The sequence below is a fragment of the Roseburia sp. OM04-10BH genome (genome assembly GCF_003462605.1).
Lineage (GTDB): Bacteria > Bacillota > Clostridia > Lachnospirales > Lachnospiraceae > Roseburia_C > Roseburia_C amylophila.
Genome location: NZ_QTZI01000015.1, coordinates 1 through 15,167 on the forward strand (window position 1 = coordinate 1; position 15,167 = coordinate 15,167).

At 41.8% G+C, this 15,167-nt stretch carries 8 protein-coding genes and 1 tRNA gene; 7 read left to right on the forward strand and 2 right to left on the reverse strand.

All coding sequences use genetic code 11. The features are described from left to right. Positions 1-279: 279 nt before the first annotated feature. The 4 genes from DXB43_RS13130 (at position 280) to DXB43_RS13145 (ending at position 5,034) form a co-directional block, all read left to right on the forward strand. Positions 280-350: transfer RNA gene (locus DXB43_RS13130), tRNA-Trp, on the forward strand. 434 nt (positions 351-784) lie between these two features. Continuing rightward, the gene (locus DXB43_RS13135; protein WP_158565963.1) at positions 785-1,738 is read left to right on the forward strand and encodes a magnesium transporter CorA family protein; all 954 of its coding nucleotides are present in this window, start codon (positions 785-787) and stop codon (positions 1,736-1,738) included. 465 nt (positions 1,739-2,203) lie between these two features. Further along, complete coding sequence (locus DXB43_RS13140) at positions 2,204-2,431, forward strand: HPr family phosphocarrier protein (RefSeq protein WP_117698613.1); 228 nt, start codon at positions 2,204-2,206, stop codon at positions 2,429-2,431. Positions 2,432-2,682: 251 nt separating this feature from the next. Next, on the forward strand, positions 2,683-5,034 hold the full coding sequence (locus DXB43_RS13145; protein WP_117947779.1) for an ATP-dependent DNA helicase: 2,352 nt from the start codon (positions 2,683-2,685) through the stop codon (positions 5,032-5,034). Here DXB43_RS13145 and DXB43_RS13150 read toward each other — a convergent pair. After that, positions 5,029-5,913 (reverse strand): LysR family transcriptional regulator, encoded by an 885-nt coding sequence (locus tag DXB43_RS13150; RefSeq protein ID WP_022243377.1) that lies wholly within the window; start codon positions 5,911-5,913, stop codon positions 5,029-5,031. The genes DXB43_RS13145 and DXB43_RS13150 overlap by 6 nt on opposite strands. Positions 5,914-6,091: 178 nt before the next feature. On the opposite strand from DXB43_RS13150, the gene DXB43_RS13155 reads away from it, so the two are divergent. Beyond that, positions 6,092-9,895 carry a phosphoribosylformylglycinamidine synthase gene (locus tag DXB43_RS13155; RefSeq protein ID WP_117947780.1) on the forward strand — a complete coding sequence of 1,268 codons (3,804 nt, stop codon included), beginning with the start codon at positions 6,092-6,094 and terminating at the stop codon, positions 9,893-9,895. Between the two features lie 29 nt (positions 9,896-9,924). Here the strand turns inward: DXB43_RS13155 and DXB43_RS13160 are convergent, their stop codons facing one another. Then, entirely contained in the window at positions 9,925-10,764 is an 840-nt protein-coding gene (locus DXB43_RS13160) for a Cof-type HAD-IIB family hydrolase (protein WP_022242649.1), read from the reverse strand. Positions 10,765-10,933: 169 nt separating this feature from the next. Here DXB43_RS13160 and DXB43_RS13165 point away from each other — a divergent pair, with 169 nt between their 5' ends. Together DXB43_RS13165 and DXB43_RS13170 are read left to right on the forward strand one after the other, a co-directional pair. Further along, positions 10,934-12,742: a bifunctional homocysteine S-methyltransferase/methylenetetrahydrofolate reductase gene (locus DXB43_RS13165; RefSeq protein WP_117840656.1), complete on the forward strand. Its 1,809-nt coding sequence runs from the start codon at positions 10,934-10,936 to the stop codon at positions 12,740-12,742. Continuing rightward, positions 12,739-15,159: a homocysteine S-methyltransferase family protein gene (locus DXB43_RS13170; RefSeq protein ID WP_117947781.1), complete on the forward strand. Its 2,421-nt coding sequence runs from the start codon at positions 12,739-12,741 to the stop codon at positions 15,157-15,159. Before DXB43_RS13165 ends, DXB43_RS13170 begins: the two co-directional genes overlap by 4 nt. The last annotated feature ends 8 nt before the right edge of the window (positions 15,160-15,167 follow it).

Consider the following 15,167-nt stretch of genomic DNA (forward strand, 5'->3'; position numbering starts at 1 on the left):
GTGGAAGCACGGTAACGTGTGGAGCTGACTGTTACTAATCGGTCGAGGGCTTGACCAAAAAGCAGTAAGATGGTAGGACGGATGAAGAGATGTGGAGCAGATTTATCTGCGGAAACAGCTCTTAAGCCGGACGAACATTTGCCTGCAAATGACATCGAAAATGCGAAGCATTTGAGATGACCATCTTAGAAATAAAGTTTTCGGATTCCTGTATGAAGTTTTGAAGGTATGTTACAAAACAAACCTATTGTGACGTACTTGTACGTCATTTTAGCATATAGGGGTGTAGTTCATCGGTAGAATAAGAGTCTCCAAAACTCCAGAGGAGGGTTCGATTCCTTCCACCCCTGTTCTTAAATAGAAAGTATATTTTATACTTTCTTTTTTTTACTTTACAGGAAATTGCTTTCCTGTAAAGTAAAAAACGCTCTGCGAGGATGCACACTGCGGCGTATAAGGTAGATGTCGCAAGCGACCGCCGCAGGCGCGAGAATGTGCTAAGGCACATTCTTTGTTATGCGAGTAGCGAGAAACTCGCAAAGCGTGTTTCTCGTAGTTGTGTCAAGTATTCGTAAGAAGCTACCGGCAGACTTAGCATGAATTCACAAACAGCTATTAGCAGTAAATTTTGTATAAAAAAGAAAAGTGGTATAAAATAGACAAAGAGTGTTAAAATCTAAGAGATAGTAATGAAAGAGAAGTTTTATAAAGGGCAGTCTACTGACATAGAAGAAAATATGTGATGAATGAAAACCGGATTATGAGGAAGGGAGCTGTAAGAGAAATGAACAGGTATTGGTTGCATGCGGCATCAGGAGAACTTTCTTTAGCAAGGGATAATGGGAAAAATATAGAAAAGGAATCAGAACCGCAGATAATACTATTAAATATGGAAGAATTTCAGCAATTAGAAGGAAATTATCCGCATCGAAAGAATCTGATTAGCAGCATGCGTTTTATCCGCTATAGCAAAGTAGAGGCATTTCATGAATGTGTACAGGGGATTATACATGTACCAAAACAGGGAAGTAAAAAGGAAAAAGAGTTTTCCTTTGGCTTTTATCTCTTTGAAAATAAACTATTTTTAATAGAAGAAGATGAGGAATTACAGGAAATATTGGCAAAGGTCAAAAATGATATGTTTGATGGCTGCACACTTCATATGGTGTTGCTCTTTATTTGTAATGCATTAATTGACAATGATATTCTTTATCTGCAAAAGATAGAGGAAAATTTGGAGAAGGTAGAGGATGTTGTAATTAAGAGGATACCGGAGCATTTTAATGAAGTAATTATGCGTTATCGGAAGCAGCTTTCAGAGAGCCGGGCATATTATGAACAGTTGATGAATATGGGAGATTTCATGCAGATGTATATGAACCGGGAGTCTTTAGTAGAAGAGGAACAGGGCTGGGAACGCTATATGAATCGTGTGGAACGGCTGCATAATTACGTAGAGACAATCCGCGAGTATTTACAGCAAATCCGTGAAATGTATCAGACGCAGATTGATATTCACCAGAACCGGATTATGAGTATTCTGACCATTGTAACAACTCTCTTTTTGCCATTGACACTAATTACAGGCTGGTATGGAATGAATTTTCCGGGAATGCCGGAATTTCAATGGAAATATGGTTATCTGGCAGTAATCGGAGTGTCCGTTCTTCTTATTATTATAGAGATAGTATATTTCAAGAAAAAGCAGATCTGGATATCTTCGAAAGACGTAATATAATGAGTGATACAATCACGTTATAATACACAAAATGTCCACTTATATGGAAAACCGCTGAATGTACGGAAAAAAGTGCAATAGTAAGTATTATGTAAATGTTATGTGTGGAAAGAAGTTTAGGAATAATGATGGAATTTGGAGCTTTTTTGAAGACTTTTGAAGGAATGCGAGGCTTATTACCTTATTTTTTGACACAAAAATTTGTGAAAAACGATAAAAAATATTGACTGAGTAAAAAAAAACTTGTAAATGTGACTAAAGTACCATAAAAAACGACAAAATGTGACAGGCAAACTAATTTTGGTAAGACCAAAATGGAGAAAAACAGAAAAATTTATTGTGTAAAATGCTCATAAAATTCATATACTAAGATGGTAAGCGAAAATTGACAAAAAAAAGAAATGGTGTCATAATGCTCAAGAATCAAAAGTAAATCAGTTTATTTTTTTGAGGATGGTGAAAAAAATGAATGAAAAGAAAATCAAATTAGCTGGCACAGAAGAGGTTAGAGACTTTGTACGTGAGGCAGGAAAATGTGATTTTGACATTGATATTTCATACAATAGAGTAATAATTGACGCAAAGTCTTTTCTTGGAGTATTAAGTCTAGATCTGAATCGAGAGCTTACTGTTAAGTATGGCGGACATGATATGAACTTTGAGAATGTATTAAGCAAGTATGCAACTGCTTAAATGATGGCACAGGTTTTCTGGCAGCCAGAAAATACAGGTTCATAAGGTAAGAAGAAATACCGGGTAGCGGACAATTTGGATATTGTCTTTTCTATCTGGTATTTTTTTGTTATTATGAAATGAGAGTACGTTTCAATTCCTTTAAAGTCTGCTAGAAAAATGAGATTTTTCAAAAATTGATAAATAGAAAAAATAGTGAATAGCATAAATAGAAATAAGTATAAGATGGGATGAAAAGGGGTGACAGCGGAATGGAACGTGAGCAGATAAGAATATCGGTACGAAATCTGGTGGAGTTTATCTTGCGTTCCGGAGACATTGATAACCGCAGAGCCAGTCTTGATACGATGGAAGCCATGCAGGCGGGCAGCAGACTCCATCGGAAGATTCAAAAGAAGATGGGAAGCACTTACCATGCCGAGGTTCCTTTAAATATTATCATTGAGGAAGAAAATTATGAGCTTGGAATCTGGGGACGGGCAGACGGCATTATAATAGAAGAAACAGTTACCATTGATGAGATAAAAGGCGTATATTTAAGCCTTGACTTATTGGAAGAACCCGTAAAGGTACATCTGGCACAGGCAAAGTGCTATGCGTACATATATGGAATCCAGAATGATTTACAGAAAATCAATGTTCAGATGACATATGGAAATCTCGATACCGGAGATTTAAAATATTTTTCTTATGAATATAGCATACAGCAGTTGCAGGAATGGTTTTCAGATTTGATTTTAAAATATAAGAAATGGGCGGATTTTCAGTATGAGTGGCGGAAGAAACGGCAGGCATCCATTAAAGAACTGGCATTTCCGTTTCCGTACCGGGAGGGACAGAAAGAGTTGGCTGCCGGAGTTTACCGTACGATAGCCAGAAAAAAGAATCTGTTTATTCAGGCACCCACCGGAGTAGGCAAGACCATTTCTACATTATATCCGGCAATCAAAGCGGTGGGAGAAGGATTAGGTGATAAGATTTTTTACTTAACTGCCAAGACTGTTACCGCAAATGTGGCAAAAGAGACCCTTGGTATTTTATGTGAAAAGGGCTATCGGGCAAAGAGTGTGCAGATTACAGCGAAAGAAAAATTATGCCCTTGTGAGGAAGTGGACTGTAATCCCGTAAGCTGCCCTTATGCAAAGGGGCATTTTGACCGGGTAAATGATGCGGTTTACGATTTATTACAGAAAGAAAATAATATGGCAAGAGAAGTTTTGCTGGCACATGCAAAAGAATATCAGGTCTGCCCGTTTGAAATGTGTCTGGACACGGCAACCTGGGCGGATAATATTATCTGCGATTATAATTATGTCTTTGACCCGAATGTGTATCTAAAGCGTTTTTTCGCAGATGGCATCAAGGGTGATTACATCTTTCTGGTAGATGAGGCACACAATCTTGTGGAACGTGGACGGGAGATGTATAGTGCCGCCCTTGTCAAAGAGGATATTCTTGCGGTGCGGAAAATTATGAAGCCAAGAAGCTCTGCCATTGAGAAGGAACTGAGCAAATGCAATAAGCTGATGTTAGAATATAAGAGAGAATGCGAAACCTATCAGATTTACGAAAGCATTCCGAATCTCATTTTCTCCTGTATGCGTCTTGCAGCAAAAATCGAAGAATATATGCAGAAGAATCCGGAGTTCCCGGGGCGGGATGTGGTTCTTGATTTCTATTTTGAATTGCGCAATTTCTTGAATATCTATGAGCGTGTGGATGAGCATTATGTAATTTACGGGCAGCATGATGAAGAGGGCAGATTTGTCATAAAGCTTTTTTGCGTGGATCCGTCCTTTAATCTGCAGGAGTGTCTGGATAAGGGAAATGCTACGATTTTCTTCTCGGCAACGCTGCTGCCGGTTCAGTATTATAAGGAGCTTTTGACGAATAAAACGGATAATTATGCGGTTTATGCCAGGACAACATTTTCTCAGGATAAGAGACTTTTGTTAATCGGAAATGATGTCAGCAGTAAATATACCAGAAGAACACCGGAAGAATACGGAAGGATTGCAGATTATATTTATCGTACAATAAAGAAGAAAAAGGGCAATTATATGGTGTTTTTCCCATCCTATCTTTTCCTGAAAAAAGTGCATGAGGCATTTGAACTGCGGATGGATGAAACAATTACCTGCATCTGTCAGGAATCCGGCATGCGGGAAGAGGAAAGAGAAGCTTTCTTAGAAGCATTTCAGGAGGAAAAAGAAGAGTCCCTGGTGGCATTTTGTGTTATGGGCGGCATCTTTGGAGAAGGAATTGACTTAAAGAGGGAGCAGTTGATTGGCGCAATTATCGTAGGAACCGGTCTGCCGCAGATTAGCAATGAGCGGGAAATTTTAAAAGAGTATTATGATAAGAAAGAGGGCATGGGATTCGACTATGCCTATCGGTATCCGGGAATGAATAAGGTACTTCAGGCAGCGGGACGCGTTATCCGGACTGCAGAAGATGTGGGAATTATTGAACTTTTGGATGAACGCTTTCTGCAGAATGATTATCAGCGGCTGTTCCCAAGAGAGTGGGAACAGCGGAGTGTGTGCCAGCTTTCTAATTTAGAAGAGAAGCTGACCGCCTTCTGGGAGAAAATGCATTTATAATGTCGGCAGCAGGTTTAAGAATTCTTCCGTAGAAGTAAGAATCGGAAGATTCGGATTGACGGAGACGGCAAGCTGTCTTCGCGGAAGAGGTTCTAAGGTTTTTAAGATAAACAAATCTTTGGATTCATGTTTTAAGCAGTAGTCCGGAATGCAGGCAATGCCAAGACCGATGCGGGCAAGGTCAATCAGAAGGTCATTACTGCTCAGTTCAATTTCCGGAATCAGCTCCAACTGATGGGAGAGGAAGAGATTGTGCATGAATTCGCTGGTGGTACTCTTGTTATCGAGCATCAGCAGAGGATATTTTGTTAAATCCCGGAAACTTAATTCCTGTTGTTTTAAATTAAAGTAGGATGGATTCGCAATAAATACATCCGTAAAATCCAGTACCATTTTGCGGATGTAGGATTGATTTAATCGTACATTCGGGCAGTTGGTAACGGCAATATCGACTTTTCCCTGCTCTAAGAGGTCAACGCAGCCAAGAGAGGTTGCATTGGTAACCTTGATGGGAACGCTGGGAAATTTTTTATGAAATTCTTTTAAATAAGGTACTAAAAAATAGCGGCAGATAGTATCGCTGGCAGCAATATGAAGCTGACCCAATCCAAGAGTATTGGACTCTAAGAGCTGGTTTTCTCCGCGAGCGATGAGATTCATGGCAGGTTCAATGTGTTTTAACAGAACCTGTCCTGCCGGAGTAAGCTGGACTTTCTTGGTGCTACGGATAAAAAGCGGCTGCTCTAATTTCTTTTCTAAGGTCTTGATGGACTGGCTTACTGCAGACTGGGAAATGTAAAGCTGCTTGCTGGCTTCCGAGAAGCTTAAGGAAGTAGCAACGTGATAGAATACTTTATATAATTCGTAATTAATATCCATAATGGCTCCTTTATCATATCAGAATGCATATCTTGCATATTTTCCTTTATTATAAGTGACGCTTATAACTGTGTCAACATTAGTAACTCTTATAAATAAAATTAAATATATTAATTGTTCTTATTCATAATGCCGTGCTATAATGAACATAAGAAAGTAAACATTCAGGAGGTAGAAGATGAGTAAGGTAAGAAGAGTGTATGTAGAGAAAAAAGACGCTTACGCAGTACGCGCCAAAGAGTTACATGCAGAGATTAAGAGTTATCTTGGAATCAGCGCAGTAGATAAGGTACGTGTCCTGATTCGTTATGATATTGAAAACATTTCCGATGATGTATATAAAAGAGCAGTTCAGACTGTATTTTCAGAGCCGCCGGTAGATGATGTCTATGAAGAGAATTTTGAAATGGGGGATGGAAAAGTATTTTCCGTTGAATTCCTTCCGGGACAGTTCGACCAGAGAGCAGATTCTGCAGAGCAGTGTGTGAAGCTTTTAAAAGAGGATGAAGAGCCGGTTATCCGTACCGCAACAACGTATGTTATTTACGGAGATATCAACGCTGAGCAGTTAGAGGCAATCAAGCATCACTGCATCAACCCGGTAGATTCCAGAGAGACCGGCATGGAGAAGCCTGAGACTTTGGTAACAGAGTTCCCGGAGCCTGCAGATGTTAAGATTATGACCGGATTTAAGGATATGCCGGAGCAGGAATTAAAAGCACTCTATGATTCCCTTGGACTGGCTATGACATTCAAGGATTTCTTACATATTCAGAACTATTTCCATGGAGAAGAAGATAGAGACCCATCCATGACCGAGATTCGTGTGCTGGATACCTACTGGTCAGACCATTGCCGTCATACCACATTTTCTACCGAACTGAAAAATGTTGCATTTGAAGATGGTTTCTACAAAGAGCCAATGGAAAAGACATATGAGGATTATCTTGATACACATAAGAAAATGTATGAGGGTAGAGATGACAAATTTGTCTGCTTAATGGACATTGCATTAATGGCAATGAAGCGTCTGAAAAAAGAAGGAAAATTACAGGATCAGGAAGAGTCCGATGAGATTAATGCCTGCTCTATCGTAGTGCCTGTTGAAGTAGATGGCAAGACAGAAGAATGGCTTGTAAACTTTAAAAATGAGACCCACAACCACCCAACCGAAATCGAGCCGTTTGGTGGAGCTGCAACCTGTCTCGGTGGAGCAATCCGTGACCCGTTGTCAGGACGTACCTATGTATATCAGGCAATGCGTGTAACCGGAGCTGCTGACCCTACCGTATCTGTAAAAGATACCATGGAAGGAAAGCTTCCTCAGAAGAAACTGGTTCGCGGCGCAGCACAGGGATACAGTTCCTATGGTAACCAGATTGGACTTGCTACCGGATATGTCAAAGAAGTATATCATCCGGATTATGTTGCAAAAAGAATGGAAATCGGAGCCGTTATGGGAGCAGCACCTCGTCGTGCCGTTCAGAGACTGACTTCTGATCCGGGAGATATTATTATCCTCTTAGGCGGACGTACCGGACGTGATGGCTGTGGTGGAGCAACCGGTTCCTCCAAAGCACACAATACAGAATCCATTGATACCTGTGGAGCAGAGGTTCAGAAAGGTAACCCACCTACCGAGCGTAAGATTCAGAGACTTTTCCGCAGAGAAGAAGTTGCCCACATTATTAAGAAATGTAATGACTTTGGTGCTGGTGGAGTGTCCGTAGCAATCGGAGAGCTTGCAGACGGATTACAGGTTGATTTGGATAAAGTACCTAAGAAATATGCCGGACTGGACGGAACAGAACTTGCTATTTCCGAGTCTCAGGAGCGTATGGCAGTTGTTGTTGCACCGGAAGATGCACAGCAGTTCTTAGATTATGCAAAAGAAGAAAACTTAGAGGCTGTGAAAGTTGCTGTTGTAACCGAAGAGCCAAGATTAGTATTATCCTGGAGAGGAAAAGAAATTGTAAATCTTTCCAGAGCATTCTTAGATACCAACGGAGCACATCAGGAGACTGATGTAAAGGTAGAGCTTCCGGTAAAAGAAGAGAATTATTTAAATAAAATCAGCACAAAGGCTGTAGAAGAAGCAGTTGCAGCAGGCGATATGAAAGCAGCATGGTTAAATGAATTAAAAGACCTTAACGTATGTTCCCAGAAGGGTCTCGTAGAAATGTTTGATGGTTCCATCGGAGCAGGCAGTGTATACATGCCATATGGTGGAAAATATCAGTTGACCGAGACTCAGAGTATGGTTGCAAAACTTCCGGTTATGAATGGAAAATGCGATACAGTAACCATGATGAGTTACGGATTTGATCCATATTTATCTTCATGGAGCCCATACCATGGAGCAGCTTATGCAGTATTAGAGTCTGTTTCCCGTATCGTAACAGCCGGTGGTGATTTCCACAAGATTCGTTTCACATTCCAGGAATACTTCCGCAGAATGTCGGAGGAGCCAAGTCGTTGGAGCCAGCCATTTGCAGCACTGCTTGGTGCTTATAATGCGCAGATTGGTTTCGGACTTCCATCCATCGGTGGAAAGGACTCCATGTCCGGTTCCTTCAATGAAATTGATGTACCGCCAACACTGGTATCCTTTGCAGTTGATGTAGCAAAAGAAAAAGATGTTATCACACCGGAGCTTAAGAAAGAAAATGATAAGCTGATGTTATTTACCATCGAAAAAGATGCTTATGATATGCCGGATTACGCACAGGTTATGAAGCTTTATGATGCAATTCATGAGATGACTGAGACAGGCGTTATCGTAGCAGCTTATGCATTAGACGGAAAAGGTCTTGCAGCAGCAGTCAGCAAGATGGCATTTGGTAATAAACTTGGCGTTACTGTAAATGCAGATGTAACAAAAGAAACATTATTTGCACCGGGCTTTGGAAATATCGTAGCAGAAGTTCCGGAAAATAAAGTTGCAAAAGCACAGGAAATCCTTGCAGCAGCAGGTCTTGCAGCAAACGGAGCTGTTGTGGGTGCAGTAAATGACAGCAAGAACTTTATCTATGGTGATATGAGCATTTCCATGGATGAAGCAATCGAAGCATGGGGACAGACTTTAGAGAAAGTATTCCCAACCAGAGCAACCACCGGAACAGAAGAAGTGAAGAGCGGACTTTACGATACAAAAGACATTTACGTCTGCAAGCACAAGGTTGCCCGCCCACATGTATTTATTCCGGTATTCCCGGGAACCAACTGCGAGTACGACAGTGCGAAAGCATTTGAAAATGCAGGCGCAGATGTAACCGTAAAAGTATTTAAGAACTTAAATGCAGAAGACATCCGTGATTCTGTTGATGTATTTGCAAAAGCAATTGATGAAGCACAGATTATCATGTTCCCAGGCGGATTCTCCGCAGGAGATGAACCGGAAGGCTCAGCAAAATTCTTTGCAACAGCATTCCGTAATGAGAAGATGAAAGAAGCTGTAAACAAACTCTTAAATGAGCGTGATGGTCTTGCACTTGGTATCTGTAACGGATTCCAGGCACTGATTAAATTAGGTCTGGTTCCTTATGGCAAGATTACACACCAGAGACCGGATTCACCGACTCTGACCTACAATACCATTGGACGTCATATTTCCAAGATGGTATACACCAAGGTAGTGACCAACAAGTCCCCATGGTTAGCACAGGCTGAGCTTGGCGGCGTATACTGCAACCCGGCATCTCATGGAGAAGGTCGTTTCGTTGCTCCGAAGGAGTGGTTAGACAAGCTTTTCGAGAATGGTCAGGTGGCAACCCAGTATGTAAACGAAGCCGGTGTTCCAACCATGGATGAAGAGTGGAACGTAAATGGTTCCTACATGGCAATCGAAGGTATCACCAGTCCGGACGGACGTGTCCTTGGTAAGATGGCACATGCAGAGCGTCGTGGAGAGTCTGTTGCGGTCAACATTTACGGCGAGCAGGATATGAAGCTGTTCGAAAGTGGAGTAGCATACTTTAAATAAAATAGTAAAATAAAAACCGAGCGGTTCTGTTAAAAGCAGAACCGCTCGATTGCGTATGCAACACCATCTTCTTCATTAGAAAGGGAAATGAAATCAGCCGAATCTTTTAAGAGCTGTTGCGCATTTCCCATGGCAACGCCAATGCCGGCAGCTTTGACGATATCGAGATCATTTTCGCTGTCACCTACCGCCATGGTATCTTCCATGGAAATGTGGAGGTAATCACAGAGGAATTTAAGTCCTTTGGATTTGGCAATGCCGCATCTGGTAACTTCTAAGTTATGAAAACCGCCGGACACATAAGTGACTTCCGGGAAGGTGTCTAAGATTTCTTTTGTTTTTTCTCTTGTGGTATAGCTTCCATCTGCATCCGGTGCAAAGTTTAAAGTCAGTTTTGAAACACAAAGTTTATGTTCTTCGATATAAGCAGCTAAGTCAGTAATCGTCTTCCGGGTGGTCTGGATATATTTTTTTAAGGAATCCGGAATATCTAATAGGTTGGTAAGCTCGCTGGTGGAAAACTGGGTATAGCCGTCACCATTGATAAAGGCATCGATATGAAGAGACTGCGTATAGAGCTTGCGTAACAGCCGGACACTTAAATCGGTATCCATGCTTTCATCTAAGAGCAGTTCCTTTTCCGGGACGCGGTATACCGCAGAACCGTTGGCAGTAATGGCATATTGGATGCCAAGCTCCTTCATTTCATCCACAGGAAGACCGATATAAGGCCGGCCGGTGGAGATAATAACGGTAATCCCGTTTTCTACGGCTTTTCGAATCATTTCTTTATTATAAGAGGTAATGACACCGTCTTTATTATAGAGGGTGCCATCGATGTCTAAGGCAATTAGCTTTACTGAATTCATCAAGTGTACTCCTTTGTATTTGAAAATATCATTGTCAATGAATAACAGTGTAGCACAGAAAATGAAAAAAGCAACTCACCGGATTAAATTTATATTTTTAAGTTGCAGGAAAAGGAGCTTACATATATAATTAGTAGGAATTCAAATGTAAGATAAACTGGAGTATACTATGAATATAAAGGAATATATCAAAGAACAAAGACTGATAACCGATGGTGCCATGGGCACTTATTATGAGGAAAAATACAGCGAAGATACCGTGATTGCAGAAAAGGAGAATCTTAAGAATCCGGAGCAGATTAAGGAGATTCATTTAGAATATCTGCGTGCGGGAGCAAGGCTGATCCGCACCAATACATTTGCAGCAAATACCATGTTTCTTGCAGATATGCAGGAAGTAAAAGAGACAGTCCGGGCGGGCTATGAGATTGCAAAGGAAGCAGTAACCGCATTTCAGGCAGAAAATGGAAAAGAGATTCCGGTATTTATCGGAGCAGATTTAGGACCGATTTATGATCTTGACCATCAGGACTATGACAATGTGTTACAGGAGTACAAAGAAATTTGTGACACCTTCCTTTCCTGTGGCGCAGACTGTTTTGTATTTGAGACACAGAGTGACTTTACCTATATTGAGCCGGTGACGGCATATATCAAAGAAAAATCAGACGCATTTATTCTGGTGCAGTTTGCGTTTGACAAGAGTGGATACACCCGCTCAGGTCTCTCCATGCAGCGTGTGGCAGTAGAAGCTTCCGAGATGGAAAATGTGGATGCCTATGGATTTAACTGTGAACTGGACAGTACCCATATGTATCAGTTTATGAAGAACCTGAAGTTCTCCAGTGACAAATTCGTATCAGCACTTCCAAATGCAGGGTACCCATATACTTTGCGAGGAAAGACAATTTATTCCAATAATGCATCTTATTATGCAGAAAAAATGAAGGATATTGCAGCCCTTGGCACAGATATTTTAGGTGGCTGCTGTGGAACCACACCGGAATATATTGCTTTGCTTTCTGGCGAGTTACAGGATGTGCCGAAGGCAGCAAAGAAAATTGAAAATGTAGTAACGCAGGAGGTTACAAGAACTCCGTCTATTTTTGAAGAGAAGCTTTCCCGTGGCGAGAAGGCTTATATTGTAGAATTGGACCCGCCATTTTCCGAGGATGCATCCAAGGTTATGAAAGGAGCAGAAGATTTAAGAAAATGTAATGTGGATCTGATTACCCTTTCCGATTCCCCAATGGCGCGGGCGAGAATGGATGCCGGACAGCTGGCAGTGAAAATCCAGCAGAAGACCGGTGTGGCAGTAATGCCGCATATCAGCTGCCGTGACCGCAATGTGATTGCGTTGCGTGCAGGTCTTTTAGGCATGCATATGAATGATGTCCGCCATTTCCTGATTGTGACCGGAGACCCGGTTTCAAGGGCAGACCGCGAAAGAGTGACTTCTGTTTTTGATTTCAATTCCATCAAACTGATGCAGTATGTTAAGGAAATGAATTTAGAAGTTTTTGCACAGGAGCCGGTTTATTATGGTGGTGCACTGAATTATCATGGTGCCAATCCGGATGCGATTATTGAACGGATGAAGCGTAAAGCGGAAGCAGGATGCGGTTATTTCCTGACACAGCCGGTATATACCGAGGAAGATGTGGAAAGACTGACTTATATCAAGGAACACATTGACACCAAAATCATGTGCGGTATTATGCCGCTGGTAAGCTATAAGAATGCAATGTTTGTGAAAAATGAGATGCCGGGCATCCATGTTTCCGATGAAATTGTAAACCGGTATCGGGAAGATATGACAAGAGAAGAGGCAGAAGAAGTGGCAATTGAATTATCTGTTGAAATCGCAGCAAAATTATATGATATTGCAGACGGATTTTATTTTATGACACCATTTAACCGGACGGGCTTAATTGCGAGAATTATTGAGGCAATCCGACAGGAGGAAGAACGCAGATGACAAGAGAGGAATTTAAAGAATTAGTAAAAAATGGACCGGTTATCTTAGATGGTGCAACCGGAAGCAATCTTCAGAATGCAGGAATGCCGGTAGGAGTCTGCCCGGAGCAGTGGATTTTAGAGCATCCACAGACCATGATAGATTTGCAGCGGGCTTATGTGGAGGCTGGAACACAGATTCTTTTGGCACCGACCTTTACTGCAAACCGCATTAAATTAGAAGAATATGGACTGGCAGATAAGCTGGTAGAGATGAACCAGCAATTAGTTGCCATTTCCAAAGAGGCAGCAGGCGGAAAAGCGCTGGTAGCCGGTGATATTACCATGACCGGTCAGCAGCTTTATCCGATGGGTGAATTGCAGTTTGAAGAACTGGTAGATATTTATAAAGAACAGGTCAAAGTTGTGGCAGATGCGGGAGTAGACTTATTTATCATTGAGACCATGATGAGTCTGCAGGAAACAAGAGCCGCTGTGCTGGCAATCCGTGAAACCTGTGATTTGCCGATTATGGCAAGTATGACTTATAACGAGGATGGCAGAAGCTTGTATGGAACAGATCCGGTAACTGCGGTAGTTACGTTGCAGAGCCTGGGTGCAGATGCAGTGGGAATGAACTGCTCCACAGGACCAGAGGAAATGTTAGAGCCGATTCGCCAGACTGTAGAATATGCCTATGTTCCTGTTTTGGCAAAGCCAAATGCCGGATTACCGGAATTAGAGGATGGTGTAACGGTATACAAGACCACACCGGAAGAATTCGCAGAAGTTGGTGCAAAATTAGTCGAAGAAGGCGTTTCGATTATTGGTGGATGCTGTGGAACGACCCCGGCACATATCAAGGCATTGGCAGATAAAGTAAAACCAATGGGAATCCATCATGTGGAAGCACCAAGACGAAGAGTGCTTACTTCCGAGCGTAAGACGGTAGAAATTAATTTGGACGGACCATTTATGGTAATTGGTGAGCGGATTAATCCGACCGGAAAGAAGAAATTGCAGGCAGAGCTTCGGGAAGGCAGCCTTAATATGGTTCGTGATATGGCACGGGCGCAGGAAGAAAATGGTGCAGCCATTCTGGATGTCAATATGGGTATGAATGGAATTGATGAGAAACAGATGATGTTAAATACCATTCATGAGGTTACTTATACAGTGGATTGTCCGCTTTGTATCGATTCATCCCATGTGGATATTATTGAAGCAGCACTTCGTATTTATCCGGGACGAGCTTTGATTAACTCTATTTCCTTAGAAAAAGAGAAATTCGAAAAATTGCTTCCGATTGCAAAGAAATATGGAGCAATGTTTATTTTGCTTCCGCTTTCTGACGAGGGACTTCCAAAAGACGCAGAAGAGAAGCGGCAGATTGTCCGTACCATTTTAGATGCCGCCTTAAAAATCGGTCTTCATAAAGAAGATATTATCGTGGATGGACTGGTAGCAACGGTAGGTGCCAATCCGCTGGCAGCATTGGAATGTTTTGATACCATCCAGTATTGTAAGGATGAATTGAGCCTTGCCACAGCCTGTGGACTTTCCAATATTTCCTTCGGTCTGCCGGAACGTATTTATGTAAACAGTGCATTTCTTACCATGGCAATTGCAAAAGGACTTACGATGGCAATTGCAAATCCATCCCAGGATTTATTAATGAATGCGGCAGTGGCTTCGGATATGCTTTTACATAAAGAAGGTTCCGATATCCGCTATATCAATCGGATGAACCAGCGGTCACAGAAGGAAACTCCGGCAACCGATAACGCAGCTTCGGCAGGCACTTTAGAGCCGGCAAATCCGGTATTTGATTGTGTATTAAAGGGAAATAAGGGCAATATTTTAAAAGAAGTAGATAAAGCTTTGGCAGCAGGAGAAGAACCGGGAGCGATTATTAATGGACAGTTGATTCCTGCCATTAATGAAGTTGGTGTCCTTTTTGACAAGCAGATTTATTTCCTGCCGCAGCTGATTTCCAGTGCGCAGACTATGCAGCATGCCATTGAATACTTGGAGCCAATGCTTTCCAAAGATAAGGACGCAGAGCCAAAGGCAACCATTATTATTGCAACCGTAGAAGGTGACATACACGATATCGGTAAGAATCTGGTAGCACTGATGCTCCGTAACTATGGTTATCGTGTCTTAGACCTTGGCAAGGATGTGGCAGCGGATATTATTGTGGATACAGCGTTAAAAGAAAATGCCCAGATTATCGGACTTTCTGCCCTGATGACCACTACCATGATGCGTATGAAGGATGTGGTAGAACTGGCAAAAGAGCGCGGCTGCAACAGCAAGATTATCGTCGGTGGCGCAGCAATTACACAGAGCTTTGCAGATGAAATCGGTGCAGATGGCTATTCCCCGGATGCAGCTGATTGTGTAAAACTGGTAGAACGTCTACTGGAAGAAATGTAAATTTTTAT

What these genes read in the sequence shown, in the direction of transcription:
- DXB43_RS13135 (WP_158565963.1), top strand. Translation starts at nt 785, where the DNA reads ATGAACAGGTATTGGTTGCATGCGGCATCAGGAGAACTTTCTTTAGCA.
- DXB43_RS13140 (WP_117698613.1), top strand. Translation starts at nt 2,204, where the DNA reads ATGAATGAAAAGAAAATCAAATTAGCTGGCACAGAAGAGGTTAGAGAC.
- DXB43_RS13145 (WP_117947779.1), top strand. Translation starts at nt 2,683, where the DNA reads ATGGAACGTGAGCAGATAAGAATATCGGTACGAAATCTGGTGGAGTTT.
- DXB43_RS13150 (WP_022243377.1), bottom strand. Translation starts at nt 5,913, where the DNA reads ATGGATATTAATTACGAATTATATAAAGTATTCTATCACGTTGCTACT.
- DXB43_RS13155 (WP_117947780.1), top strand. Translation starts at nt 6,092, where the DNA reads ATGAGTAAGGTAAGAAGAGTGTATGTAGAGAAAAAAGACGCTTACGCA.
- DXB43_RS13160 (WP_022242649.1), bottom strand. Translation starts at nt 10,764, where the DNA reads ATGAATTCAGTAAAGCTAATTGCCTTAGACATCGATGGCACCCTCTAT.
- DXB43_RS13165 (WP_117840656.1), top strand. Translation starts at nt 10,934, where the DNA reads ATGAATATAAAGGAATATATCAAAGAACAAAGACTGATAACCGATGGT.
- DXB43_RS13170 (WP_117947781.1), top strand. Translation starts at nt 12,739, where the DNA reads ATGACAAGAGAGGAATTTAAAGAATTAGTAAAAAATGGACCGGTTATC.